20 protein-coding genes are annotated in these 19620 nt (G+C 71.4%); 13 read left to right on the forward strand and 7 right to left on the reverse strand.

All coding sequences use genetic code 11. The features are described from left to right. Positions 1 to 135: 135 nt before the first annotated feature. Entirely contained in the window at positions 136 to 852 is a 717-nt protein-coding gene (gene aztA, locus QSK20_RS29440) for a zinc ABC transporter ATP-binding protein AztA (RefSeq protein ID WP_285791872.1), read from the reverse strand. 51 nt (positions 853 to 903) lie between these two features. Here aztA and aztB point away from each other — a divergent pair, with 51 nt between their 5' ends. From aztB to aztD, 4 genes are all read left to right on the forward strand, one after another. Next, positions 904 to 1782 (forward strand): zinc ABC transporter permease AztB, encoded by an 879-nt coding sequence (aztB, locus tag QSK20_RS29445; protein WP_285791895.1) that lies wholly within the window; start codon positions 904 to 906, stop codon positions 1780 to 1782. Beyond that, on the forward strand, positions 1779 to 2969 hold the full coding sequence (locus QSK20_RS29450) for a hypothetical protein (RefSeq protein WP_285791873.1): 1191 nt from the start codon (positions 1779 to 1781) through the stop codon (positions 2967 to 2969). The genes aztB and QSK20_RS29450 overlap by 4 nt, the downstream gene beginning before the upstream one ends. Then, on the forward strand, positions 2966 to 3880 hold the full coding sequence (gene aztC / locus QSK20_RS29455; RefSeq protein ID WP_285791874.1) for a zinc ABC transporter substrate-binding protein AztC: 915 nt from the start codon (positions 2966 to 2968) through the stop codon (positions 3878 to 3880). Before QSK20_RS29450 ends, aztC begins: the two co-directional genes overlap by 4 nt. Before the next feature lie 78 nt (positions 3881 to 3958). Next, a complete protein-coding gene (gene aztD / locus QSK20_RS29460; RefSeq protein WP_285791875.1) occupies positions 3959 to 5140 on the forward strand; it encodes a zinc metallochaperone AztD in 1182 nt (393 codons plus the stop codon). Between the two features lie 166 nt (positions 5141 to 5306). Here aztD and QSK20_RS29465 read toward each other — a convergent pair whose 3' ends face one another. Then, on the reverse strand, positions 5307 to 5609 hold the full coding sequence (locus tag QSK20_RS29465; protein ID WP_285791876.1) for a hypothetical protein: 303 nt from the start codon (positions 5607 to 5609) through the stop codon (positions 5307 to 5309). Positions 5610 to 5996: 387 nt separating this feature from the next. Here QSK20_RS29465 and QSK20_RS29470 point away from each other — a divergent pair, with 387 nt between their 5' ends. Both QSK20_RS29470 and QSK20_RS29475 read left to right on the forward strand, forming a co-directional pair. Continuing rightward, positions 5997 to 6683, forward strand: a complete 687-nt coding sequence (locus QSK20_RS29470) for a hypothetical protein (RefSeq protein ID WP_285791877.1) — start codon at positions 5997 to 5999, stop codon at positions 6681 to 6683. Positions 6684 to 7118: 435 nt separating this feature from the next. After that, positions 7119 to 7739: an SPFH domain-containing protein gene (locus tag QSK20_RS29475; RefSeq protein WP_285791878.1), complete on the forward strand. Its 621-nt coding sequence runs from the start codon at positions 7119 to 7121 to the stop codon at positions 7737 to 7739. Between the two features lie 27 nt (positions 7740 to 7766). On the opposite strand, the gene QSK20_RS29480 is transcribed toward QSK20_RS29475, so the two are convergent. After that, entirely contained in the window at positions 7767 to 8186 is a 420-nt protein-coding gene (locus QSK20_RS29480) for a YchJ family protein (protein WP_285791879.1), read from the reverse strand. A 77-nt stretch (positions 8187 to 8263) separates the two neighbouring features. Here QSK20_RS29480 and rnhA point away from each other — a divergent pair, with 77 nt between their 5' ends. Further along, positions 8264 to 8764, forward strand: a complete 501-nt coding sequence (rnhA, locus tag QSK20_RS29485) for a ribonuclease HI (protein ID WP_285791880.1) — start codon at positions 8264 to 8266, stop codon at positions 8762 to 8764. A gap of 119 nt (positions 8765 to 8883) precedes the next feature. Here rnhA and tnpA read toward each other — a convergent pair whose 3' ends face one another. After that, positions 8884 to 9300 carry an IS200/IS605 family transposase gene (gene tnpA / locus QSK20_RS29490; RefSeq protein ID WP_285791881.1) on the reverse strand — a complete coding sequence of 139 codons (417 nt, stop codon included), beginning with the start codon at positions 9298 to 9300 and terminating at the stop codon, positions 8884 to 8886. A gap of 16 nt (positions 9301 to 9316) precedes the next feature. On the opposite strand from tnpA, the gene QSK20_RS29495 reads away from it, so the two are divergent. Beyond that, complete coding sequence (locus QSK20_RS29495) at positions 9317 to 10570, forward strand: RNA-guided endonuclease InsQ/TnpB family protein (protein ID WP_285791882.1); 1254 nt, start codon at positions 9317 to 9319, stop codon at positions 10568 to 10570. 13 nt (positions 10571 to 10583) lie between these two features. Here QSK20_RS29495 and QSK20_RS29500 read toward each other — a convergent pair whose 3' ends face one another. From QSK20_RS29500 to QSK20_RS29510, 3 genes are all read right to left on the reverse strand, one after another. Next, on the reverse strand, positions 10584 to 10814 hold the full coding sequence (locus QSK20_RS29500) for a hypothetical protein (protein ID WP_285791883.1): 231 nt from the start codon (positions 10812 to 10814) through the stop codon (positions 10584 to 10586). Between the two features lie 69 nt (positions 10815 to 10883). After that, positions 10884 to 11168 (reverse strand): hypothetical protein, encoded by a 285-nt coding sequence (locus tag QSK20_RS29505; RefSeq protein WP_285791897.1) that lies wholly within the window; start codon positions 11166 to 11168, stop codon positions 10884 to 10886. Positions 11169 to 11549: 381 nt separating this feature from the next. Continuing rightward, positions 11550 to 12359 carry an SDR family oxidoreductase gene (locus QSK20_RS29510; protein WP_285791884.1) on the reverse strand — a complete coding sequence of 270 codons (810 nt, stop codon included), beginning with the start codon at positions 12357 to 12359 and terminating at the stop codon, positions 11550 to 11552. Between the two features lie 189 nt (positions 12360 to 12548). On the opposite strand from QSK20_RS29510, the gene QSK20_RS29515 reads away from it, so the two are divergent. Genes QSK20_RS29515 through QSK20_RS29535 form a run of 5 tightly spaced genes read left to right on the forward strand, consistent with a single transcriptional unit; the run spans position 12549 to position 19506 of the window. Further along, positions 12549 to 15356 carry a beta propeller repeat protein gene (locus QSK20_RS29515; RefSeq protein ID WP_285791885.1) on the forward strand — a complete coding sequence of 936 codons (2808 nt, stop codon included), beginning with the start codon at positions 12549 to 12551 and terminating at the stop codon, positions 15354 to 15356. Between the two features lie 28 nt (positions 15357 to 15384). After that, positions 15385 to 16236 (forward strand): carbohydrate ABC transporter permease, encoded by an 852-nt coding sequence (locus QSK20_RS29520; RefSeq protein ID WP_285791886.1) that lies wholly within the window; start codon positions 15385 to 15387, stop codon positions 16234 to 16236. Continuing rightward, entirely contained in the window at positions 16233 to 17558 is a 1326-nt protein-coding gene (locus QSK20_RS29525) for an ABC transporter substrate-binding protein (RefSeq protein ID WP_285791887.1), read from the forward strand. The genes QSK20_RS29520 and QSK20_RS29525 overlap by 4 nt, the downstream gene beginning before the upstream one ends. Next, entirely contained in the window at positions 17555 to 18601 is a 1047-nt protein-coding gene (locus QSK20_RS29530; protein WP_285791888.1) for an ABC transporter ATP-binding protein, read from the forward strand. Before QSK20_RS29525 ends, QSK20_RS29530 begins: the two co-directional genes overlap by 4 nt. A 35-nt stretch (positions 18602 to 18636) precedes the next feature. Beyond that, entirely contained in the window at positions 18637 to 19506 is an 870-nt protein-coding gene (locus QSK20_RS29535; RefSeq protein WP_285791896.1) for a carbohydrate ABC transporter permease, read from the forward strand. Positions 19507 to 19620 lie beyond the last annotated feature (114 nt).

The raw sequence follows: 19620 nt of genomic DNA on the forward strand, positions 1-19620 counted from the left end.
GGTGACGGCACGAGGCATGTAAAGGAACTCCACAACCCTCGCGCGAGATGGAGAATATTGCCGACCCGTCGACAGCGCTAGTACCTGTTGCGAAGTGGAGATCGCCTGGTCCGGCGTCGGCGACGAGACCGGCGATCACGCTCTGGGGTCCTGGACCACCACATCTGCGGACGAGGCGGTCACGGAAGCCGCGTGGCGCTCGTCCGCGTCGACCGGCAGTGTGGCGACGGCATTCGGCGCGGCGGCACCGAGGCGTACGGTGCGTTCGGCGAGCGCGGCCTCGGCGGGGTCGTGGCTGGCGATGACCACCGCCGCGCCGGCGAGGACGCGTTCGGCGAGCAGTTCGTGGACGCGCTGCCGGTTGCGGGTGTCGAGGGCGGCTGTCGGCTCGTCCAGGACGTAGATGTCGGCCTCCTGGACGAGGGCCTGGGCGACGAGGGCGCGCTGGCGCTGGCCGCCGGAGAGCTCGCGGAGCCGCCGACGGGCCAGGTGGGTGATGTCCAGCCGTTGCATGATCTCCGCCACGGAGGCGCGGTCGTCGCGGCTGAGGCGGCGGCGCAGCGTGAACCGTCCGATCTGCACGCATTCGGTGACGGTCAGCGGAAGGGCGTCGATGTCGCTGGTGCGCTGGGGCAGCAGGGCGAGGCGGGCCCCCGGCCGGCGGCGGACCCTGCCTTCGGTCGGTTCCTCGACGCCGGCCAGCAGGTGCAGCAGTGTGCTCTTGCCGGAGCCGTTCGCGCCGGTCAGAGCCAGCATGGACCCGGACTCGACGCGCAGGTTCACGTCGCGCAGTACGGGGATGCCGGCGTATCGGAAGCCGACATGCTCGGCGGTCAGGACGTCGAGGCTCAACCCGCCCCCTTAATGGTAGTAGTTTTCAATGTCAGTATAGTCGGCCGGGTGATGTCGTCCCTGGTCGAACCGTTCACCGTGTCCTTCGTCGTCCGCGCGCTCGTCGGCGGCGTGCTGTTGGCCGCGGTGTGCGCGCTGGTCGGCGTGTGGGTGATCGCCCGCGGAATGACCTTCCTCGGGGAGGCGATGAGCCACGGCATGCTCCCGGGAGTCGCGATCGCGTCGATCCTCGGCGGCCACCTCGTCGTCGGGGCCGCCGCCAGTGCCTTCGCCATGGCGGTCGGTGTCAACGTCCTGCGGCACAGCCGCGAGTTCGGGCGGGACACCAGCATCGGGCTGCTGTTCGTCGGGATGCTGTCGGTCGGGGTCATCGTCGTGTCGCACTCGCGGTCGTTCGCGACCGACCTGACGGCCTTCCTGTTCGGCGACGTGCTGGCGATCCGCTGGCCCGACCTGCTGATGCTGGGCGTCGCCGTCGCGGTGGTCGCGGCGGTCTCCGCCGTGTGCTACCGGCCGTTCCTCGCCCTGACCTTCGACGCACGCAAGGCGCGGACGCTCGGCCTGCGGCCGGGTCTCGCCAACGCGGTGATGCTGGCGCTGCTCACCATCACGATGGCGGTCGCCTTCAGCGTCGTCGGCACCCTGCTCGCCTTCGGCATGCTGATCGCGCCGTCGGCAGCGGCCATGCTCGTGGCGCGACGGCTGCCCGCCCTGATGCTGACCAGCTTCGTGATCGGCTCGGCCGCCACCGTGATCGGCCTCTGGATCTCCTGGTACGCCGCGACCGCCGCCGGTGCCACGATCGCCGCTGTCGCCGTGCTGATCTTCTTCGCGATCCTCGGGACACGCCGGGTCACGACCGCGGTGCTGCGTCGCCGGTCGGCGAGTCCCTCGCCCACCGCTGTCCCCTCGCTGGAAGGAAGTTCGTGATCATCACCAGCGCCAGGCGCCTCGCCTGCGCCACCGCCCTGAGCGTCACGCTCGCGATGTCCGCGTGCGGCTCGACGAACGAACAACAGGCCGTCGACGAGAAACCACACGGCTACGTCGCCGGCGCCGAGGAGTTGTCCGAACCACAGTCGGCCGTCGCCTACGCGACCCGCGGTGCCCGACGGCTGTACCTGCTCGACCTGGCCACCGCGTCGGAAAAGGAGATCAGCCTGTCGCACGGCGCCGAGCGGGTCACCGAGGACGGCCGTTTCGTGTACGTCGGCGACGGTGAGCGCAGGCTCGAGATCGTCGACGCCGGGGTGTGGACGGTGGACCACACCGACCACGTCCACTACTACCGCGCGCCGGCCCGTTCGGTCGGCACCCTGACGCTCGACGCCCCGATCAGGACGGTCGCGGGCTCCGAGGCCCACACGACCATCGGTACGGCCGACGGAAAGGTCACCGTGCTCGACCGCCGCGGACTCGAAGCCGGCAAGGTCGCCACCCTGGCCACGATCGACGCCAGCAGCTCCACGGCGCTGGCCGTGCCGTACGCGGACCAGCTCCTCGTCGCCGTCGGCGACGATCCGGCCCGACCGGCGAACCGCATCACCGCCATGAACGAGCGCGGCGAACCGACCGGCGCCCTGGAGGTTCCGTGTGCGGCCCCGCGCGGCTGGGCGGTCCTGCGCGGCGGCGCGGTCATCGCCTGCGAGGACAATCTCGTACGCGTCAAACTCGAGGACGAGAAACTCACCGCCACGGTACTGGACAGCCCACGCACCCCGGTTCCTGCGGACGCCTTCGGGTACCGCCCGCGAAGCAACGAGGCCGCGGTCGCCGACCGCGCCGGAATCTGGTCGGTGAATGCCGCCAAGGCCACCCTGCGGTATCTTCCGGCCACCGGACGCGAGCTGGTGGCGGCGGCGTCACCGGCGGACGGCAGCACGGTGCTCGCCGTCGACACCTCCGGCACGCTGCTCAGCTACGACCTCGCGACCGGAGAGCTCCTCGCGCAGAAGTCCGTGTCGGCCTCGAACCTGACGCTCGATGTCAACCGCGCCTACCTGGCCGAGCCGGCTGCCCGGATCATCCACGAGATCGACTACCGCGACGACCTGCGCACGGCCCGCACCCTACGGGTCGCCGAGCGACCTGATCTCGTCGTGGAGGTCGGCCGATGAGGGCACCCAGACTCCTGACGGCGCTCGCCGTCGCGGCTGTCCTGCTGGCCGGCGGAACCGCCTGCACCTCGCCGGACCGGGCGCGCATCGTGGTGACCACGAACATCCTCGGCGACGTCGTCGCGCAGATCGTCGGCGACCAGGCCGAGGTCAGTGTGCTCATGAAGCCGAACGCCGACCCGCACTCGTTCGCCGTCTCGGCACGGGAGGCGCACGCCATGCAGACGGCCGACCTGCTCGTCTACAACGGTCTCGGGCTCGAGGAGGGCGTGCTGCACCACGTGGCGGCCGCGAGATCCGAGGGCACCCCCACCGTCGAGGTGGGTGCGCGGATCGATCCGTTGACGTACCGGGACGGCGACGCCGCCGGGCTTCCCGATCCGCATTTCTGGACCGATCCGGCGCGCGTCGTCACCGCGGTTCGGCTGCTGACCGACGAGATCGTCACGCACGTCGACGGCGTCGACGCCGAGGTCGTCCGTAAGCGTGCCGACTCGTACGCGGGCGAGGTCACCGGATTCGACGCGAAGCTGGCCGAGCGCTTCGCCGGCATCCCGGCGAAGCGTCGGGTCCTGGTCACCAACCACCACGTCTTCGGCTACCTCGCCGAACGCTACGACCTCACGGTCGTCGGCGCGATCATCCCGAGCGGGACGACCCTGGCGTCGCCGAGCGCCTCCGACCTCGCCTCGTTGGTCACCGCCATCAGGACCCACCAGGTGCCGGCCATCTTCGCCGACACCGCCCAACCCGCGCGCATCGCCGAGGTGCTCGCCGCCGAGGCCGGCATCACGGTACGCGTGGTCGGGCTGTACTCGGAATCACTGAGCGACGTGGACGGCGACGCCGCCACCTACCTGGACATGATGCGCTTCAACTCCGAGGCGATCGTCGGCGGCCTGAGCGGCTGACCCCCCGGTGGCATCCATCCGGGCACCCTCCCGTACTTTAAACGAAAATGATTTCCACTTCTATGAAAGGAAGCAGTAGTGACTCGACGCAGAAGCCACGGCCTGGCCGCGCTGATGGTCGCCGCGCTGGCGCTCACCGCCTGCGCCTCCGAGACAGGGGACGAGAGCGCGTCCCCCGCCGCGTCGTCCACCACCGCCTCGGTGAAGGAGCCGGTGGCGATCACCTACGAGGGCGGCATCTACGTGCTCGACGGCGAGACCCTGAAGGTGGCGCACACCGTCGCCCTCGACGGGTTCAACCGGTTGAATCCGGCCGGCAACGACACCGGTGTCTTCGTCTCGACCGAGGCCGGCTTCCAGGTGCTCGACGCCGTCGCCGGCAAGATGACCGACATCACCTACCCCGGCGCGAAACCCGGTCACGTCGTGCTGCACGGCGACCGCACCATCCTGTTCACCGACGGAACCGGCGAGGTGCACAGCTTCGACCCGAAGGACCTCGTCAACGGCAAGCCCACCGGACGCCAGTACAAGACCGCCCAGCCGCACCACGGCGTAGCGGTCGAGCTGGGCGACGGCACCCTCGTGGTCACGCTCGGCACCGAGGAGTCTCGTCCCGGCGCGATCGCGCTCGACCGGGACGGCAAGGAGATCGCCCGCAGTGAGGAGTGCCCCGGCGTTCACGGCGAAGCCGTCGCCCAGGGCGAGGTCGTCGGGTTCGGCTGCAAGGACGGGGTCCTGCTGTTCAAGGACCGAGCCTTCGTCAAGGTCAAGAGCGATCGCGCGTACGGCGCCGTCGGCACCCAGGTCGGCAGCGACGCCTCGCCCGTCCTGCTCGGCGACTACAAGATCGAACCGGACGCGGAGCGTGAGTTCCCCGAGCAGTTCGCGCTGATCGACACCGCCGCGAACTCGCTGAAGGTGGTGCCGATGCCGGAGGGGGTCAGCTACAGCTTCCGCTCACTGGCTCGCGGCCCCAAGGGTGAGGGCCTGCTCCTCGGCACCGACGGCAAGCTGCACGTGATCGACCCCGTCGCCGGCAAGATCACCAACGCATGGCCCGTGGTCGCCGCCTGGAAGGAGCCGATGGACTGGCAGCAGCCGCGCCCAGCCCTGTTCGTCCGGGGCGACGCCGCCTACGTCACCGAGCCCGCCGCCAAGAAGGTGCACCGGCTCGACCTCACCACCGGCAAGCTCGTCGGCTCGGTGGAGCTGGCCGCGACTCCGAACGAGATCAGCGGAACGCTGGCGGCCCACTGAGTTCCCGGTTCCCCGGCGGCCGAGGCGGTCCTCACCCGGCCGCCGGGGAACCGGGCCGCCTCCACCTGTGTCTGGTCACGAACGCCCCACAATCGCAGAGTCGTCTTCGGGTGCCTGGCGAACCGTACCCGGGCGGCCCCGGGACGGCACGGGTCGCCCCGACCGGTCAGGCCGCCCGTAGTCCCGACCCGGGCACCCGCCGGGGCATCCGCGCCTCGTCGGAGGAGGAGCCGTCGGCCGGGGACTCCCGGACGGCGTTCTGCTGGGCCAGCCGCATCGCCTGTTCCGCCTGCCGCAGGGCCGGGCACGGCCCGGACTCGTCGGGGCAGCCGAGGTTCCCGCACCGACCGGACGCGTCGAGTTGGTGGGCGCTCGCCACGTCGAAGCCGAGCCGCCACAGCAGCGGATCGGTCACGTTCTCGGGCAGGCCGACCCGCTGGCTGGGATAGTTGTGGGAGGCGCTGGGCACGGGTACCCCTCTCGTCGACGTCCACCTGATGGTTCACCACCTCCACCAAAGCTAAACCCCGCGCGCACCCGGGCGGGTTGCGAGCTTGCTCACCGGTCCGAGCGGGAGCGTGGCCCAGCCGGCCGCACCGCCACCAGCCGGGCGGCAGTCATCCCCGCACCCGCCAACCTCCGGCCGCACCACCGCCAGCCGCCCACCCGACCGGGTCGGGCGGCTTCTCCACGTGGGAGAGCCGCGTGCCGGTCGCTGGACCGGGGGACTGCCGGGGTGACCAGGAAGGGGCATCCGCCCACGACCTGCTCGACGAGCTGGCGGAGCCGTACAGCTGGTGTGATTCGGTGGTCACGGTCAGTATGTGTTTGTCGACAACGGGAAGGTGGCCGACTGATGCCCGATCGTTCCGCCTCGACCGTCTCCGGTCAGCGTGACTGTGCCCTCTACCGGTTCTGGGTGCGTCATCCCGAGACCGGTGGACGTGCCCTCGGATACGTCGGCGAAACCGGCCGGCTGCCGTTCCAGCGGCTGATGGAGCACATCTACCAGCAGCCGTGGGCCGACACCATCATGGCCTGGGAGGTCGACCCCGTCACCTTCTCGGACAAGACTTCCGTGCTGGCCGCCGAGCGCAGAGCCATCGAGACGGAGCTGCCGCTGTACAACGTCGACGGCAACCTGGCGAACCCGGGTCGGATCCCGCCCGGCCGGGCCGTCCTCCAACGGCAGGCCCGGGATCCGGGCTGGATGCAGCCTCAGCGCAACGTGCGAGTGCCCCGTCAACGGGCACCCCGAACAGCCGGCCCACGTCCCGCTCGTCGTACCGCGCCCCCGCCGCAGCTGGTCCGCTGGTGGACGAGACACCGGACCACCGTCGCCGGGTGGGCCGGGCTGTGGCTGTCGCTGTGGGTTCTCCTGTGGTGGCTCGGCCGGAACGCCTGGGCGGGTTGGGACGAGCCGCGTAACGCCGCCGCCCTCGCCTCCGTCGCCTGGGCTGTCGCCCTGTGGGGCCGCCTGCGCACCGGCAACCGTCGCCCACGCCGACGTACCCGGCGGACGCGGAAGAGGATGCGCGGATGACCTCGTGGCAGGTCGTCACCACCAGCCGTGCTGCCGCTGCATCCCCGCCACCAGGATCAACAGGATGATGCCCAGTCCGAACCACCACCGGGACGCGACCCGGATGGGCTTGAGGCATGTCCGGAGCGCCGCGTAGGGGTCACATACAGGTGGCACGTTCCCTTGATGGCACCTACTCCGGCAGCGGCGCGCTCACGAAGCGTCGGCACACCGTCATCAGACAGTTGTCCGACACGAGACGGCGAGGTGGCACCGCTCCCACCATTCGGTTCCGGTCGCCGGAAGTGGCTGTGGTCACGGGTGGATGATCGCGTCTGGCCGGGGAATGGAGCGCCGGGGCAGCAAAGCTGCTGCGAGTTCACAACGCGGTGTGGCCGGCGGCGCGCCGGGTAACCGCCGGCCAGGGGAGTGGGGCCGCCGGAACCGGAGGGGGACATGGTAGTCGCCATCATCGGCCTGGCCGTCGTCGTCCTGGTGACGGTCCTGCTGGTGGCGAGCGTCCGGGTCGTGCCGCAGCACCAGCGCGGCGTCGTCTTCCGCTTCGGGCGGGTACACGACCGGATCCGTCAGCCCGGCCTGCACCTGATCGTGCCGGTCGCCGACCGGATGGTCCGGGTGAACGTGCAGACCGTGCTGACGCAGGTTCCCGCGCAGGGCGCGATCACCCGGGACAACGTCCCCCTCACCGTCGACGTGGTCGTCCGGCACCGGGTGGTCGACCCGGTGAAGGCCCTGGTGGACGTGCACGACTACCCGTCGGCTCTGTGCCAGGTGGTGCGGACCGTCCTGCCGTCGGTGCTCGGCGGGGTCGATCTCGACACCGTGATCGGCGACCGGGAGCGGGTCAACGCCGCACTGGGCACGGCGGTCGGCGGGCCGTCCGGGCGGCCGTGGGGTGTGCTGGTCGAGCGGGTCGAGGTGCGGGACGTGGTCCTGCCCGAGTCGCTGACCCGGGCCATGTGCCGCCAGGCCGAGGCGGAACGGGAGCGGTGGACCCGGCTGATCGCCTCGGACGGCGAGGTCCGGGCGTACCACCGGGGCGGCCCGGCCCGCTGAGCGCCGATGCCGGACGGGTCACCGTCGTCACCCGTCGTCGGTGTGCCCGTCGAGGTAGACCCACGCCCCGTCCTCGCGGCGGAACCGGCTGCGTTCGTGCAGTGTGCCGGGGCGGCCACGGTCCCGGTAGTGGGCCCGGAACTCGACCGTGCCGGTGGTGTCGAAGAGGCCGCCACCGTCGGTCGCGAGCACCTCGAGCCGGGTCCACCGCAGCCGGGGGTCGAGGTTCAGTCCGGCCGGCCGGGTGCGTGGATGCCAGCTGCGGAGCAGGTGGTCGACGTCGCCGACGGCGAAGGCGGAGAACCGGGACCGCATGAGGGCCTCGGCCGTCGACGCGCTGGTCTCGGCGCGGTGCAGTGGTGCGCAGCACTCGCCGTAGCCACGTCCCGTGCCGCACGGGCAGGCCGAGGTGTCCGTCGTCTTCCGTTCCGCTCCGCGCCTGCCCACCGGGCCATTCTGTCCGAGCGGCCCGTCGGCTCGGACACCGGGCGTCGGCCCGCCGGCCGGACGGTAGGTTGCCGGGCATGGTGGAGACGACGGTCGACCCGGGCGGGGCGACGACCGGCCGGGTCGTGGAGATCTGGACCGACGGGGCGTGCAGCGGGAACCCGGGACCGGGTGGCTGGGGCGCGGTGCTGCGCTACGGGGCGCACGAACGGGAGATCAGCGGGGGCGAGTCGACCGCGACGACCAACAACCGGATGGAGCTGATGGCCGCCATCCGGGCCCTGGAGAGTCTCACCCGCGCGGTCACCGTACGGATCCACACCGACAGCACCTACGTCCGCAACGGCATCACCGGCTGGCTGGCCTCGTGGAAGCGCAACGGGTGGCTCACCGCCGCCCGCCAGCCGGTCAAGAACGCCGACCTGTGGCAGCGGCTGGAGACCGCCTGCGGTCGACACGAGGTGACCTGGCACTGGGTGAAGGGGCACAGCGGGCACCCGGAGAACGAGCGGGCCGACGCGCTGGCCAACCGCGGGATGACCGAGGCCCGGGCGGCGTCGCGCGACGGTTCACGCTGAGCCCGCCCGGGATCCCGGTGCCGACCGTGGTCGGCTACCGGAATGCGGGCCAGTGCTCGGGCCTTCAGGCCGGGGGTGAAGGCCCGCGCTGGGAGGGCTGCCAAGGCCGGAGCAGTGCCCTAACCGGGCCGGTTCTGCTGCTCGATGTACTGCTTCACGACGCTCAGCGGTGCCCCGCCCACGGAGCCTGCGAAGTACGAGCCCGACCAGAGCTTGTTGGCCCGGTAGTAGTGCTGCATCAGGTCGGGGAACTCCTGTCGCAAGCGGCGCGAGGAGACGCCCTTGAGGGAGTTGACCAGCCGGGCCACCGCCACCTTGGGAGGGAAGTTGACCAGCAGGTGGACGTGGTTGTTCTCGCCGTTGAACTCCACCATCTCGGCCTCGAAGTCGGCGCACACGTCCCGCATGATCGCCTCCATGCGGGAGAGGTGCCGGTCGGCGAACACGTTGTGCCGGAACTTCGTCACGAAAACCAAGTGGACGTGCATTGCGAAAACACAGTGTCTACCAGTGCGGATGCCTGCAAGATCAGCCATAAACCAACATGGTGCGGTGTCTTTCGTGCAGCTCCGGTACAACTTCCGCGCCTATCCGACGCCCGGCCAGCAGATCGAGCTGGCGAAGGCGTTCGGGTGCGCGCGGGTGGTGTTCAACGACGGGCTGCGCGCACGGCAGGAGGCCCGCGAGCAGGGCTTGCCGTACGTCTCGGACGGGGACCTGTCCAAGCAGGCCATCACCCAGGCCAAGCTGACCCCGGAGCGGGAGTGGCTGGGCGAGGTCTCCGCCGTCGTCCTGCAACAGGCGCTGGCCGATCTGAACGTGGCGTACCGCAACTTCTTCGCCTCAGTTACCGGCAAGCGCAAGGGACGCCGGGTGGCCCCGCCAAAGTTCCGCTCGCGGAAGGACAACCGGCAGGCGATCCGGTTCACCGCCAACGCCCGCTTCAAGGTGCTGGACAACGGCCGGCTCCGGCTCCCGAAGATCGGCGACCTGGACGTCCGCTGGTCACGGGGTCTGCCGTCCGACCCCAGCTCGGTCACGATCGTCATGGACGCGGCGGGCCGGCACTTCGCCTCGTTCGTGGTGACCACGACGGACGAGGCGCTGCCCGAGCTGGACTCCGAGGTCGGGATCGACCTGGGCCTGACGCACTTCGCAGTGCTCTCGGACGGCACGAAGGTCGCCGCGCCGAAGTTCCTGCGCCGCGCGGCGCGCAAGCTCAAGCGGCTGCAACAGGATCTGACCCGCAAGCAGCGGGGCAGCAACAACCGCAAGAAGGCCGTCGTGAAGGTCGCCCGCGCTCATGCTCGGGTCGCCGACACCCGGCGGGACTGGCAGCACAAGCTCTCGACACGGATCATCCGCGAAAACCAAGCGGTGTACGTCGAGGACCTGTGCGTCGTCGGTCTCGGCCGGACCCGGCTGGCGAAGTCCGTCCACGACGCCGGATGGTCGTCGTTTGTCGGCATGTTGGAGTACAAAGCCGCCCGCTGGGGGCGAACCTTCGGGAAGATCGACCGGTTCGCACCGACGACACAGACGTGCTCGGTATGCGGCCGGATCGACGGACCCAAGCCGCTGTCCGTCCGGTCGTGGGCCTGCCTGTGTGGCGCGGTCCACGACCGGGACGTCAATGCGGCGATCAACGTGTTGGCCCAGGGACGCTGGGACAACTCAAACGCCTGTGGAACTCGGGTAAGACCGGCACTTGTGCCGGCACCGCGGCCGACCTCGCGTCGAGAAGCAGGAATCCGCCCGGACGCCGCGTGTTCCACGCGCAGCGTGGAGGGAATCTCCGCCCTTTAGGGCGGAGAGATCGTCAATCGTACCGCGTCGGGTCGGTGCTGCCGGAGACGTCGTCGACGTCGTAGCCGGCCCGGCTGGTCATGGTCGCCGGCTGCCCCTCGTCGGGCGCCGGCCCGCCGAGGTCGTCGCCGGTGTCGTCGGTGCTCCGCAGCGATTCGCCCGGTGGTCGGAGCGACGCCTCGAAGGCGGTGGCGCCGTCCGGTTCGTCGGTGGCCGCGCGATCCCTGTGCTCGTCGGTGCCCATACCGCACTCCTGCCCGCGCCGTCGCGGCGCAAACGTCGACCCGCCGACCGGTCCGCCGGGCGGTCGCCGTCAGCGTTGCCGCCGGTCGTCGATCTCGGTGTGGTCCTCGCCGGGCCGGGCGCCGATCGCCTCCTCGGCGGCCCGACCGTCGGTCGCCTCGTCGCCCAGGTCGAGGTCGCTGCGGGGCATGTCCTCGACACCGGTCACCGTGCCGCTGCCGCGCCGGGGACCGGATTCGCGGGAGTCGCCGGTCCGGCCCGGTCGTACCCCGGTCGCGTCGATCCGGCCGCCGGCGGTCTCGCCGGGCAGGTGGTCGGCGCGGGACCGGGCCACCCGTGGTACGTCGTCGCTCATCTCACCCTCCGTCCACTCGACGGGCGCGTCGGCGGTGCGACGCCACCCTGACGGCCTTGCGGGGCGGATTCCCGTCGGGCCGGCCCGGAAACCACCGGACGTGCCGCCGCAGGCGTCCCGTACGTCTGTCGTTCCGCGATAATTGACCATTCGGCTGACAACGGAATCGCAGCGTCATTCGACGGCGCCGGCGGCGATATCTAATCGTTGCCGATACACGACAACCAATCCGGCCGTTACCGGAACGATTCATTGGCCGGCCGGAAACAGCTCTATGGTCGGACCCGGGCGTCCCGAGCCCCCGGGGCAGGCCGACAGAGGAGGCGTCGGCCTGCCCCGGGTCTCGACGTCGACGGTCTTTTTGCGCGCCGCCGTACGCGGTCACCCGGACCGCCACTCGTCCGAGGGCAGATGGGATCCGGCCTGTGGCCCCATCATCAGCATTCCGCCGTCCACCGGCCAGGACGCCCCGGTCACGTACGCCGCGGCAGGGGAGGCGAGCAACGCCACCACCGCCGCGACCTCCCGGGCGTCCCCCGGCCGCCCCACCGGCACGCCGGGACGGTCCCGGGTGAACGGGTCGACGTCCTCCTGCCCGGTCATCGGAGTGGCGATCTCGCCCGGGGCGACCGCGTTGACGGTGATCCCCTCCGCCGCCAGTTCCTGCGCCATCACCTTCGTCAACAACCCCAACCCGCCCTTGGCCGCGCAGTACGCCGCCGAGCCGACCCGGGGCGCGTGCTCGTGCACGCTGGTGATGTTGACGATCCGCCCACCGCGTCCGGCGGCCCGCATCCGCCGCGCCGCCCGTTGACCACAGAGGAACGGCCCGTCCAGGTCGACCGCGAGCACCTCCCGCCACTGTTCCCACGCGGTGTCCACGAAGGGCGTGGAGGCACCGGTCCCGGCGTTGTTGACCAGCACCCCGATCCCACCGAGCCGGTCGGCCAGCTCGTCGACGACCGACGCCGCCCCGGGCAACCGGGTGAGGTCCAGGTGGGCGGTCTCGGCCCGGCGGCCGGTCGCGCGCACCTCCTCGGCGGTGCGTTCCGCCCCGTCCGCGTCGGAGCACCAGGTGACGCCGACGTCGAAGCCGGCCCCGGCCAGGGCGGCGGCGCAGGCCCGGCCGATGCCGGAGTCGCCGCCGGTGACGACCGCGATCCGGGGATAGTTTTCATAACGGTTTGGCATGCGGTACCCGTACCCTCGGCCACCGCACCTACTCCCACCTGCGCCAAAAGGACCGCCGGCGAGCCGCCGGGGCAGGGCCACCGGGCGGGGGATTGTCTGCCGAGATCCGCTCTGGGATCCTCCACACCGGACGCTGCCGGTGGCGGTCGCCAATCCGGCGCCGGACCCGGGCGGCAGGAGGGACCCCTCGTGAAGCGCAGACGTCGCCACCTCTTCGTAGGACTCGCGGTCGCGGCCCTGGTAGCCACGACCGGCGCCGCGGGCATCCACCTCGCCGGCGCCGAGGTCGCCCCGGCGGCCGCCCCGGTCGGTGGGGAGATGCCCGGCCGGCTGGGCGCCCACCTCCAGCGGCTGCACCAGTCCGTGCCGGGCAACACCGGCATGGCGCCCGAAGGCCCCGGGTACGCCGCCCAGCAGGAGTTCCTGGAGCGGGCCTACCCGGCCGCCGGGATCACCGTCGCCCAGATGGACCGCTCGCGGGACGCGTACGCCAGAGCCGAACGGCGCGGCGGCGCGGCGCGGGGCGGGCCGACCAGCCGGTGGACCAACATCGGCCCCAGCGAGGCGCTCTACCCGTTCACCGAGTTCCGCAACGCGTGGAACTACGTGCCGAACGAGTACGTCGCCGGTGGCCGGGTCACCTCCATCGACATCGCCCCGGACTGCAAGCCGCTGCTGTGCCGCGCGTACGCCACCCCGGCCGGCGGCGGCGTGTGGGGCACGCTGAACATCCTCGCCCCCCAGCCCAACTGGATCTACCTCGGCGGCCCGCTCGGCATCAACGCCGCCGGCGCGGTCGTCATCGACCGCAACGACCCGACCGGTCTGACCGTCTACGTCGGCACCGGCGAGGCGAACACCTGCGCCTCCGGCTGCGTCGCGGGCGTCGGCCTGTACAAGTCCACCAACGGGGGCCTCACCTGGCAGGGCCCGCTCGGCAAGGACTCCCTCGCCGGCAAGGGCATCGGCGAGATCACCATCAAGCCGGGCGACCCGAAGACCCTCTACGTCGCCACCACCACCGCGCTGCGCGGCATGTCCAGCTCCTGCTGCACCGGGGGGACCCGTCCGGTGCCGGACGCCGCCAAGTGGGGGCTCTACAAGTCCACCGACGGCGGCAAGCGGTGGACGTTCCTGCACAACGGCTCGGCCAACGCCACCGAGTGCACCGGCAACGCCGCCGAGTACAACAACACCACCGCCTGCTCGCCGCGCGGGGTCCGCTACGTCAAGCTCGACCCGCGTGACCCGCAGGTCGTCTACGCCTCCTCGTACGCCCGGGGCGTCTGGCGCTCGCCGGACGGCGGCGCCACCTGGACGCAGATCAAGGAGTCGCTGAACCGGGCCGTCTTCCAGACGCGCGCCGCGATCGACGTCACCGCGCTGCCGAACGGCAAGACCCGGATGTACGTCTACGAGGGCAACATCGGCAACCCGTACTCGCGGCTGTTCCGCAGCGACGACGTGGCCGGGGCGACCCCGACCTTCACCGACCTGACCAGCTCCAACCCGGCCGACCCGGGCTACGCGACCTACAACCAGTGCACCGGCCAGTGCTGGTACGACGTGTTCGTGCACACCCCCAAGGGGCACCCGGACATCGTCTACACCGGCGGGTCGTACGTCTACGGCGAGACCGTGGCGAACAAGCGCGCGGTGGTCCTCTCCACCGACGCCGGGGTCAGCGGCACCGACATGACCTACGACGGCACGGACGAGCTGCACCCCAACGGCATGCACCCCGACCAGCACGCGCTCGTCACCAACCCGCGCAACCCGTACCAGTTCTTCGAGGCCGGCGACGGCGGCCTGGTGCGCTCCAGCGGCCAGTTCGTGGACCGCTCGGCGTGGTGCGACAACCCGGACCGTGGCCTGGTCACCGACGCGCAGAAGGCACGCTGCCAGCAGATGCTCTCCCGGATTCCCGCGAAGATCGAGGGGATCAACAAGGGCATGACGACGTTGCAGTACATCAGCCTCTCGGTGAGCCCGCACGACCACACGCTGTTGCAGGGCGGCACCCAGGACAACGGCACCTGGGAGAACAAGGGGCAGCGCAAGCAGTGGGTCAACACGATGATCGGTGACGGCGGCGCCTCCGGTTTCGACGTCGGCAAGCCCGAGTTCCGGTTCCACACCTTCTACGACGCCACCCCCGAGGTGAACTTCGCGGGCGGGGACATCGGCAGCTGGATCTCGGTCTCCGACCCGATCTTCGGCCACCCGGGCACGCTCTTCTACGCCCCGCACATCAGCGACCCGAAGGTCAGCGGCACCATGTTCGCCGGCACCGGGCGCACGGTCTACCGCACGAAGACCTTCGGCCTGGGCGACCGGACCATCGAGGAGGCGAACCGGATCTGCAACACCTGGACCGGCACGTACGAGGCGCAGTGCGGTGACTGGGCGGAGCTGGGCACCACCCGACTCACCGACGCCGCCTGGGGCGACCGGGCCGGCGGCGCGGTCTCGGTGGTCGAGCGGGTCGCCAGCAACTCGTCGACCGCGTACGCGGCCACCAGCACCGGCCGGGTGTTCGTCAGCCACAACGTGGACGCCGAGCCGGCGTCGGCGGTGACCTGGACCCGGATCGACACGGCGAACACCCCGAACCGCTTCGTCACCAGCATCCACGTCGACCCGGCGAACCCGAACCGGATGTGGATCTCCTACAGCGGCTTCGGCTCGAACACCCCGGGCACGCCGGGGCACCTGTTCGAGGTGACCGTGGCCGGTTCCGGGGCCACCTGGGCGGACCGGTCGTACGACTTCGGCGACCAGCCGGCCACCGACCTGGTGCGCGACGACGTGACCGGCGACCTGTACGCGTCCACCGACTTCGGTGTGCTGCGGCTGGCCCGGGGCGGCACGAGCTGGGTCCCCGCCGCCGCCGGCATGCCGAACGTGGAGGTCGCCGGGTTGACCGTCGTGCCCGGCAAGCGGATCCTCTACGCCGCCTCGCACGGGCTCGGCGCCTGGCAGCTCACCCTCCGCTAGGCGGTGGACGATCATCGGTGACAACCGGGTGAGGGGCCGCGGACGCGGCCCCTCACCGCTGCCCGAGGGTGCGCTGCGCGTCTGGCGCACCCTCGGCGCCGCCTTCGTCCTCCTGGTCTTCGTGCCGCCCCTGGTGCTGCTGGTCTCGGGCTCGCTGACCCAGCCCGGCCTGCCCCCGTCGCCCACGCCCCAGCTGGTGCCGGACCCGCTGACCACGGTCGGCTACGAGCAGGCCGTCGAGCTGGGCGGGTTGCTGCGGGCCTCGCTCAACTCGGTCCTGGTCGCGGTGGTCGCCGTACCGCTGAGTGTGCTGGTGGCCTCGCTGGCCGGCTTCGCGATGGCCCGGCTCGCCCCGCGTACCACCGGCGTCGTGGTCGCGGCGTCCCTGGTGGCGCTGATGGTGCCCGCGACCGCGTTGCTGGTGCCCCGCTTCGCGATCTTCCGGGTGCTCGGGCTCACCGACACCCTGGTCCCGCTGGTCGCCCCGGCGCTGGTGGGCACCTCGCCGCTCTACGTCCTGGTCTACTACCTGGCGTTCCGGGCGCTGCCGGCGGAGTTGTACGACGCCTGCCTGGTGGCGGACCTGAGCCCGGTGCGGACCTGGTGGCGCGTCGCGTTGCCGCTGGTCCGCCCGGTGACCGCCGGCCTGACCGCGCTGACCTTCGTGCTCACCTGGTCCAACTTCCTCGACCCGCTGGTCTACGTCTACGACCGCGACCTGTTCACCCTGCCGCTGGCGTTGCGCTCCCTGTCGGTGCTGGACCCGACGAACTTCCCGGTCTTCCTGGCCGGCGCGGTCGTCGCCACGGTGCCGGCGCTGGTGGTGTTCGTCCTCGCCCAGCGGCGGTTCCTGCACACCTCCGACCGGAACGGACGATGATGCGACCGAAGGCGCTGCTCGCGCTGCTGCTGTCCGCCCTGCTGCTCGCCACCGGGTGTGGCTCCGGCTCCGACCCGTCCGACGGCGGGCCGGTGCGACTGCTGGTCTTCGGCGCGCCGGAGGAACTCGCCGCCTACCGCACCCTGATCGGGGCGTACGAGAAGAAGCACCCGGACGCGGACGTCCAGCTCATCGAGGCCAGCGACCGCAAGGACCTGTTGGCGCGGCTCTCCACCTCGGTCGCCGGGGGCGCGCCGCCGGACCTGTTCCTGATGAACTACCGCTTCTACGGCCAGTTCGCCGCCAAGGGCGTCATCGAACCGCTCGACGACCGGATCGCCGGTTCGGAGGCGCTCGACCCGACCGACTACTACCCGGTGGCGATGGACGCCTTCAAGTGGGACGGCAAGCAGCTCTGCCTGCCGCAGAACGTCTCCAGCCTCGCCGTCTACTACAACCGGACGCTGTTCACGAAGTACGGCGTGCCCGAGCCGAAGGCGGGCTGGACCTGGAACGACATGGTCGGCACGGCCACCATGATGACCCGCGACGCCAACGGGACGGTGGTCAAGGGCACCGAGAGCGAGGGAGCGGCGCTGCGGCCGGTGGTGCACGGGCTCGGCGTCGAGCCGTCGATCATCCGGCTCGCCCCGTTCGTCTGGTCGGCCGGCGGCGAGATCGTCGACGATCCGGCGAAGCCGACCCGGTTCACCCTGGAGGGCCCGGCCGCCCGGGAGGCGCTCAAGAACCTGGTCGACCTGCGCCAGGCGTACGGGGTGACGCCCACCGACGAGGAGGTGGAGGCCGAGGACGACGAGTCCCGCTTCGCCAACGGCCGGCTCGCCATGCTGATGACCTCCCGACGGGCCACCACGAACTTCCGCACCGTCAAGGGGTTCGAGTGGGACGTCGCCCCGCTGCCGGTGTACGGCAAGCCGGTCGGCGTGCTGCACTCCGACGCGTACTGCATGCCGACCGGAGCGAAGCACAAGGCCGCCGCCTGGCGCTTCCTGGAGTTCGCCATCGCCGAGGAGGGGCAGCGGATCATCGCGGCGACCGGGCGTACCGTCCCGTCGCACGTCGAGGTGGCCAACTCGCCGGCGTTCCTCGACCCGGCGCAGCCGCCGCGCAACGCGAAGGTGTTCCTGGACGCCATCCCCACGGTCCGGGCGCTGCCCACCGTCTCCACCTGGCCGGAGATCGAGGACGTCAGCTACGGCATCCTGGAGAACGCCATGTTCCGGGGTGACCGCCTCGACGACGTGATCCGCCAGCTCGACGCCGAGACCCGGCCGATCTTCGCCCGGGGCGAGCAGGGGTGAGCGCGACAGGTGTCACGCTGGCCGGCGTCTCGGCCGCGTACCGGGGCACAGAGGTGCTGCACGCCGTCGACCTGGCGGTGGCGCGCGGGGAGCTGCTGGTGGTGCTCGGCCCCTCCGGCGCGGGCAAGTCCACGGTGCTGCGGGTGGTGGCCGGGCTGGAACCGGTGACCGGCGGGCGGGTGTCGATCGCCGGCCGGGACGTCACCGCCCTGCGGCCGGGGCGGCGCAACGTCTCCATGGTGTTCCAGTCGTACGCGCTCTTCCCGCACCTGACGGTCGCGGAGAACATCGCCTTCGGCCTCGAGGTGCGCGACGTGCCCCGCACCGCCGCCCGGGAACGGGCGAGGGCGGCGGCCGAGACGGTGGGCTGTGCCGACCTGCTCGGCCGTCGCCCCGGGCAGCTCTCCGGCGGGGAACGGCAACGGGTGGCGCTGGCCCGTGCCCTGGTCCGGGAACCGGACGTGTTCCTGCTCGACGAGCCGCTGTCCAACCTCGACCAGGCGTTGCGGGTGGAAATGCGGGCCGAGCTGCGGGCCCTGCACGACCGGCTCGGCGCGACCATGGTGCACGTCACCCACGACCAGACCGAGGCGCTGGTGCTCGCCGACCGGATCGCGGTGCTCCGGGACGGCCGGGTCGAGCAGGTGGGCACCCCGGACGAGATCTGGCATCGCCCGGCGAGCGTGTTCGTGGCCCGGTTCGTCGGTTCCCCGGCGATGAACCTGCTGCCCGCCGACGCGCTCACCCCGGCCGGCGACCCGCCACCGGGAGCGGGCGGCGACACGCGGCTCGGCTTCCGTCCCGAGGCGGTCGGCCTGGCCGATCCGGCGGCCGGCGAGGGGGGCGCGGCGGTCGTCGACCGGGTCGAGGTGATCGGTGAGGACGCCTACGCGTACCTGACCGTGCCGGGCGGGCACCCGGTGGTGGCCCGCGTCCCGGCGGCCCGGCGTCCCGCGTCCGGCGCCGCCGTCCGGGTCACCGTGCGCTGGCCGGACGTGCACGTCTTCGACGCCACCTCGGGGCGACGGGTCGACCCGGCGTGAACCCCGACACCCGTTCCCGTCGGCAGTTGCGGCTGATGCTGGCGCCGTACCTGGTGGGTCTGGTCGGCCTGGTGCTGCTGCCCGCGGCGGTCACCCTGGTTCTCGCGTTCACCGAGTACGACCTGCTGCGCGCGCCGCGCTTCGTCGGGTGGGACAACTTCATCGAGCTGGTCGACGACCCGGTGTTCCGGGTGTCGCTGACCAACTCGCTGGTCTTCGCCCTGGTGGCGGTGCCGCTGCGGCTGCTGCTGGCGCTCGGTCTGGCGCTGCTGCTGCACCGGCGCGGCCCGGCCGTCGGCTCGGCCCGTACCGCGGCCGTGCTGCCCACGGCGGTGCCGGAGATCGCGTACGGGCTGCTCTGGCTCTGGCTGCTCAACCCGCTCTACGGCCCGATCAACCAGGTGCTCCGGCTCGGTGGGGAGAACGGGCTGACCGTGTTCGGCCGGACCCCGCCGCAGTGGCTCACCGACCCGACCGACGCGCGGGCCGCGATCGTCCTGATGAGCCTGTTCACCATCGGGGAGACCTTCGTGGTGCTGCTCGCCGCCCGCCGGGCGCTCCCCGCCGACGTGTACGAGATGGCCGCCATCGAGGATGCCACCGGCTGGGACGTGTTCCGCCGGATCACGCTGCCGCTGATGGCTCCGGTGCTGGCGCTGCTGCTGGTCCGGGACGCGATCGGCAGTCTCCAGTTCTCCTTCGTCCCCGCGTTCGTGGTGACCGACGGCGGCCCGCCCCCGTACGCCACCACCTACCTGTCGCTCTTCGTCTACCGCAACGGCTTCGAGTACCTCCGGTACGGTTACGCGGCGGCCGCGACCCTGGTGATGATCCTGCTGACCGTCGCCGCGGTGGTGCTCCAGTGGCGGCTGATCCGCCGCTACCGGGGCTTCTACCGAATCTGACCCCCACCCCCCGGTCTGCTCCCGTCGATCATGAACTTTGGGCACCACCCGAAACTCCCAATCATCACAAACAAGGCGCCACAACTCCATGATCGACGGAGTGGGCGGGGGCGG

It is taken from the genome of Micromonospora sp. NBRC 101691 (assembly GCF_030269285.1).
Taxonomy (GTDB): Bacteria; Actinomycetota; Actinomycetes; order Mycobacteriales; family Micromonosporaceae; genus Micromonospora; species Micromonospora echinospora.

Excerpts from the sequence above, each read along its gene's own strand:
- aztB (WP_285791895.1), top strand. The coding sequence starts at position 904 with ATGTCGTCCCTGGTCGAACCGTTCACCGTGTCCTTCGTCGTCCGCGCG.
- aztC (WP_285791874.1), top strand. The coding sequence starts at position 2,966 with ATGAGGGCACCCAGACTCCTGACGGCGCTCGCCGTCGCGGCTGTCCTG.
- QSK20_RS29470 (WP_285791877.1), top strand. The coding sequence starts at position 5,997 with ATGCCCGATCGTTCCGCCTCGACCGTCTCCGGTCAGCGTGACTGTGCC.
- QSK20_RS29475 (WP_285791878.1), top strand. The coding sequence starts at position 7,119 with ATGGTAGTCGCCATCATCGGCCTGGCCGTCGTCGTCCTGGTGACGGTC.
- rnhA (WP_285791880.1), top strand. The coding sequence starts at position 8,264 with ATGGTGGAGACGACGGTCGACCCGGGCGGGGCGACGACCGGCCGGGTC.
- tnpA (WP_285791881.1), bottom strand. The coding sequence starts at position 9,300 with ATGGCTGATCTTGCAGGCATCCGCACTGGTAGACACTGTGTTTTCGCA.
- QSK20_RS29500 (WP_285791883.1), bottom strand. The coding sequence starts at position 10,814 with ATGGGCACCGACGAGCACAGGGATCGCGCGGCCACCGACGAACCGGAC.
- QSK20_RS29505 (WP_285791897.1), bottom strand. The coding sequence starts at position 11,168 with ATGAGCGACGACGTACCACGGGTGGCCCGGTCCCGCGCCGACCACCTG.
- QSK20_RS29510 (WP_285791884.1), bottom strand. The coding sequence starts at position 12,359 with ATGCCAAACCGTTATGAAAACTATCCCCGGATCGCGGTCGTCACCGGC.
- QSK20_RS29525 (WP_285791887.1), top strand. The coding sequence starts at position 16,233 with ATGATGCGACCGAAGGCGCTGCTCGCGCTGCTGCTGTCCGCCCTGCTG.
- QSK20_RS29535 (WP_285791896.1), top strand. The coding sequence starts at position 18,637 with ATGCTGGCGCCGTACCTGGTGGGTCTGGTCGGCCTGGTGCTGCTGCCC.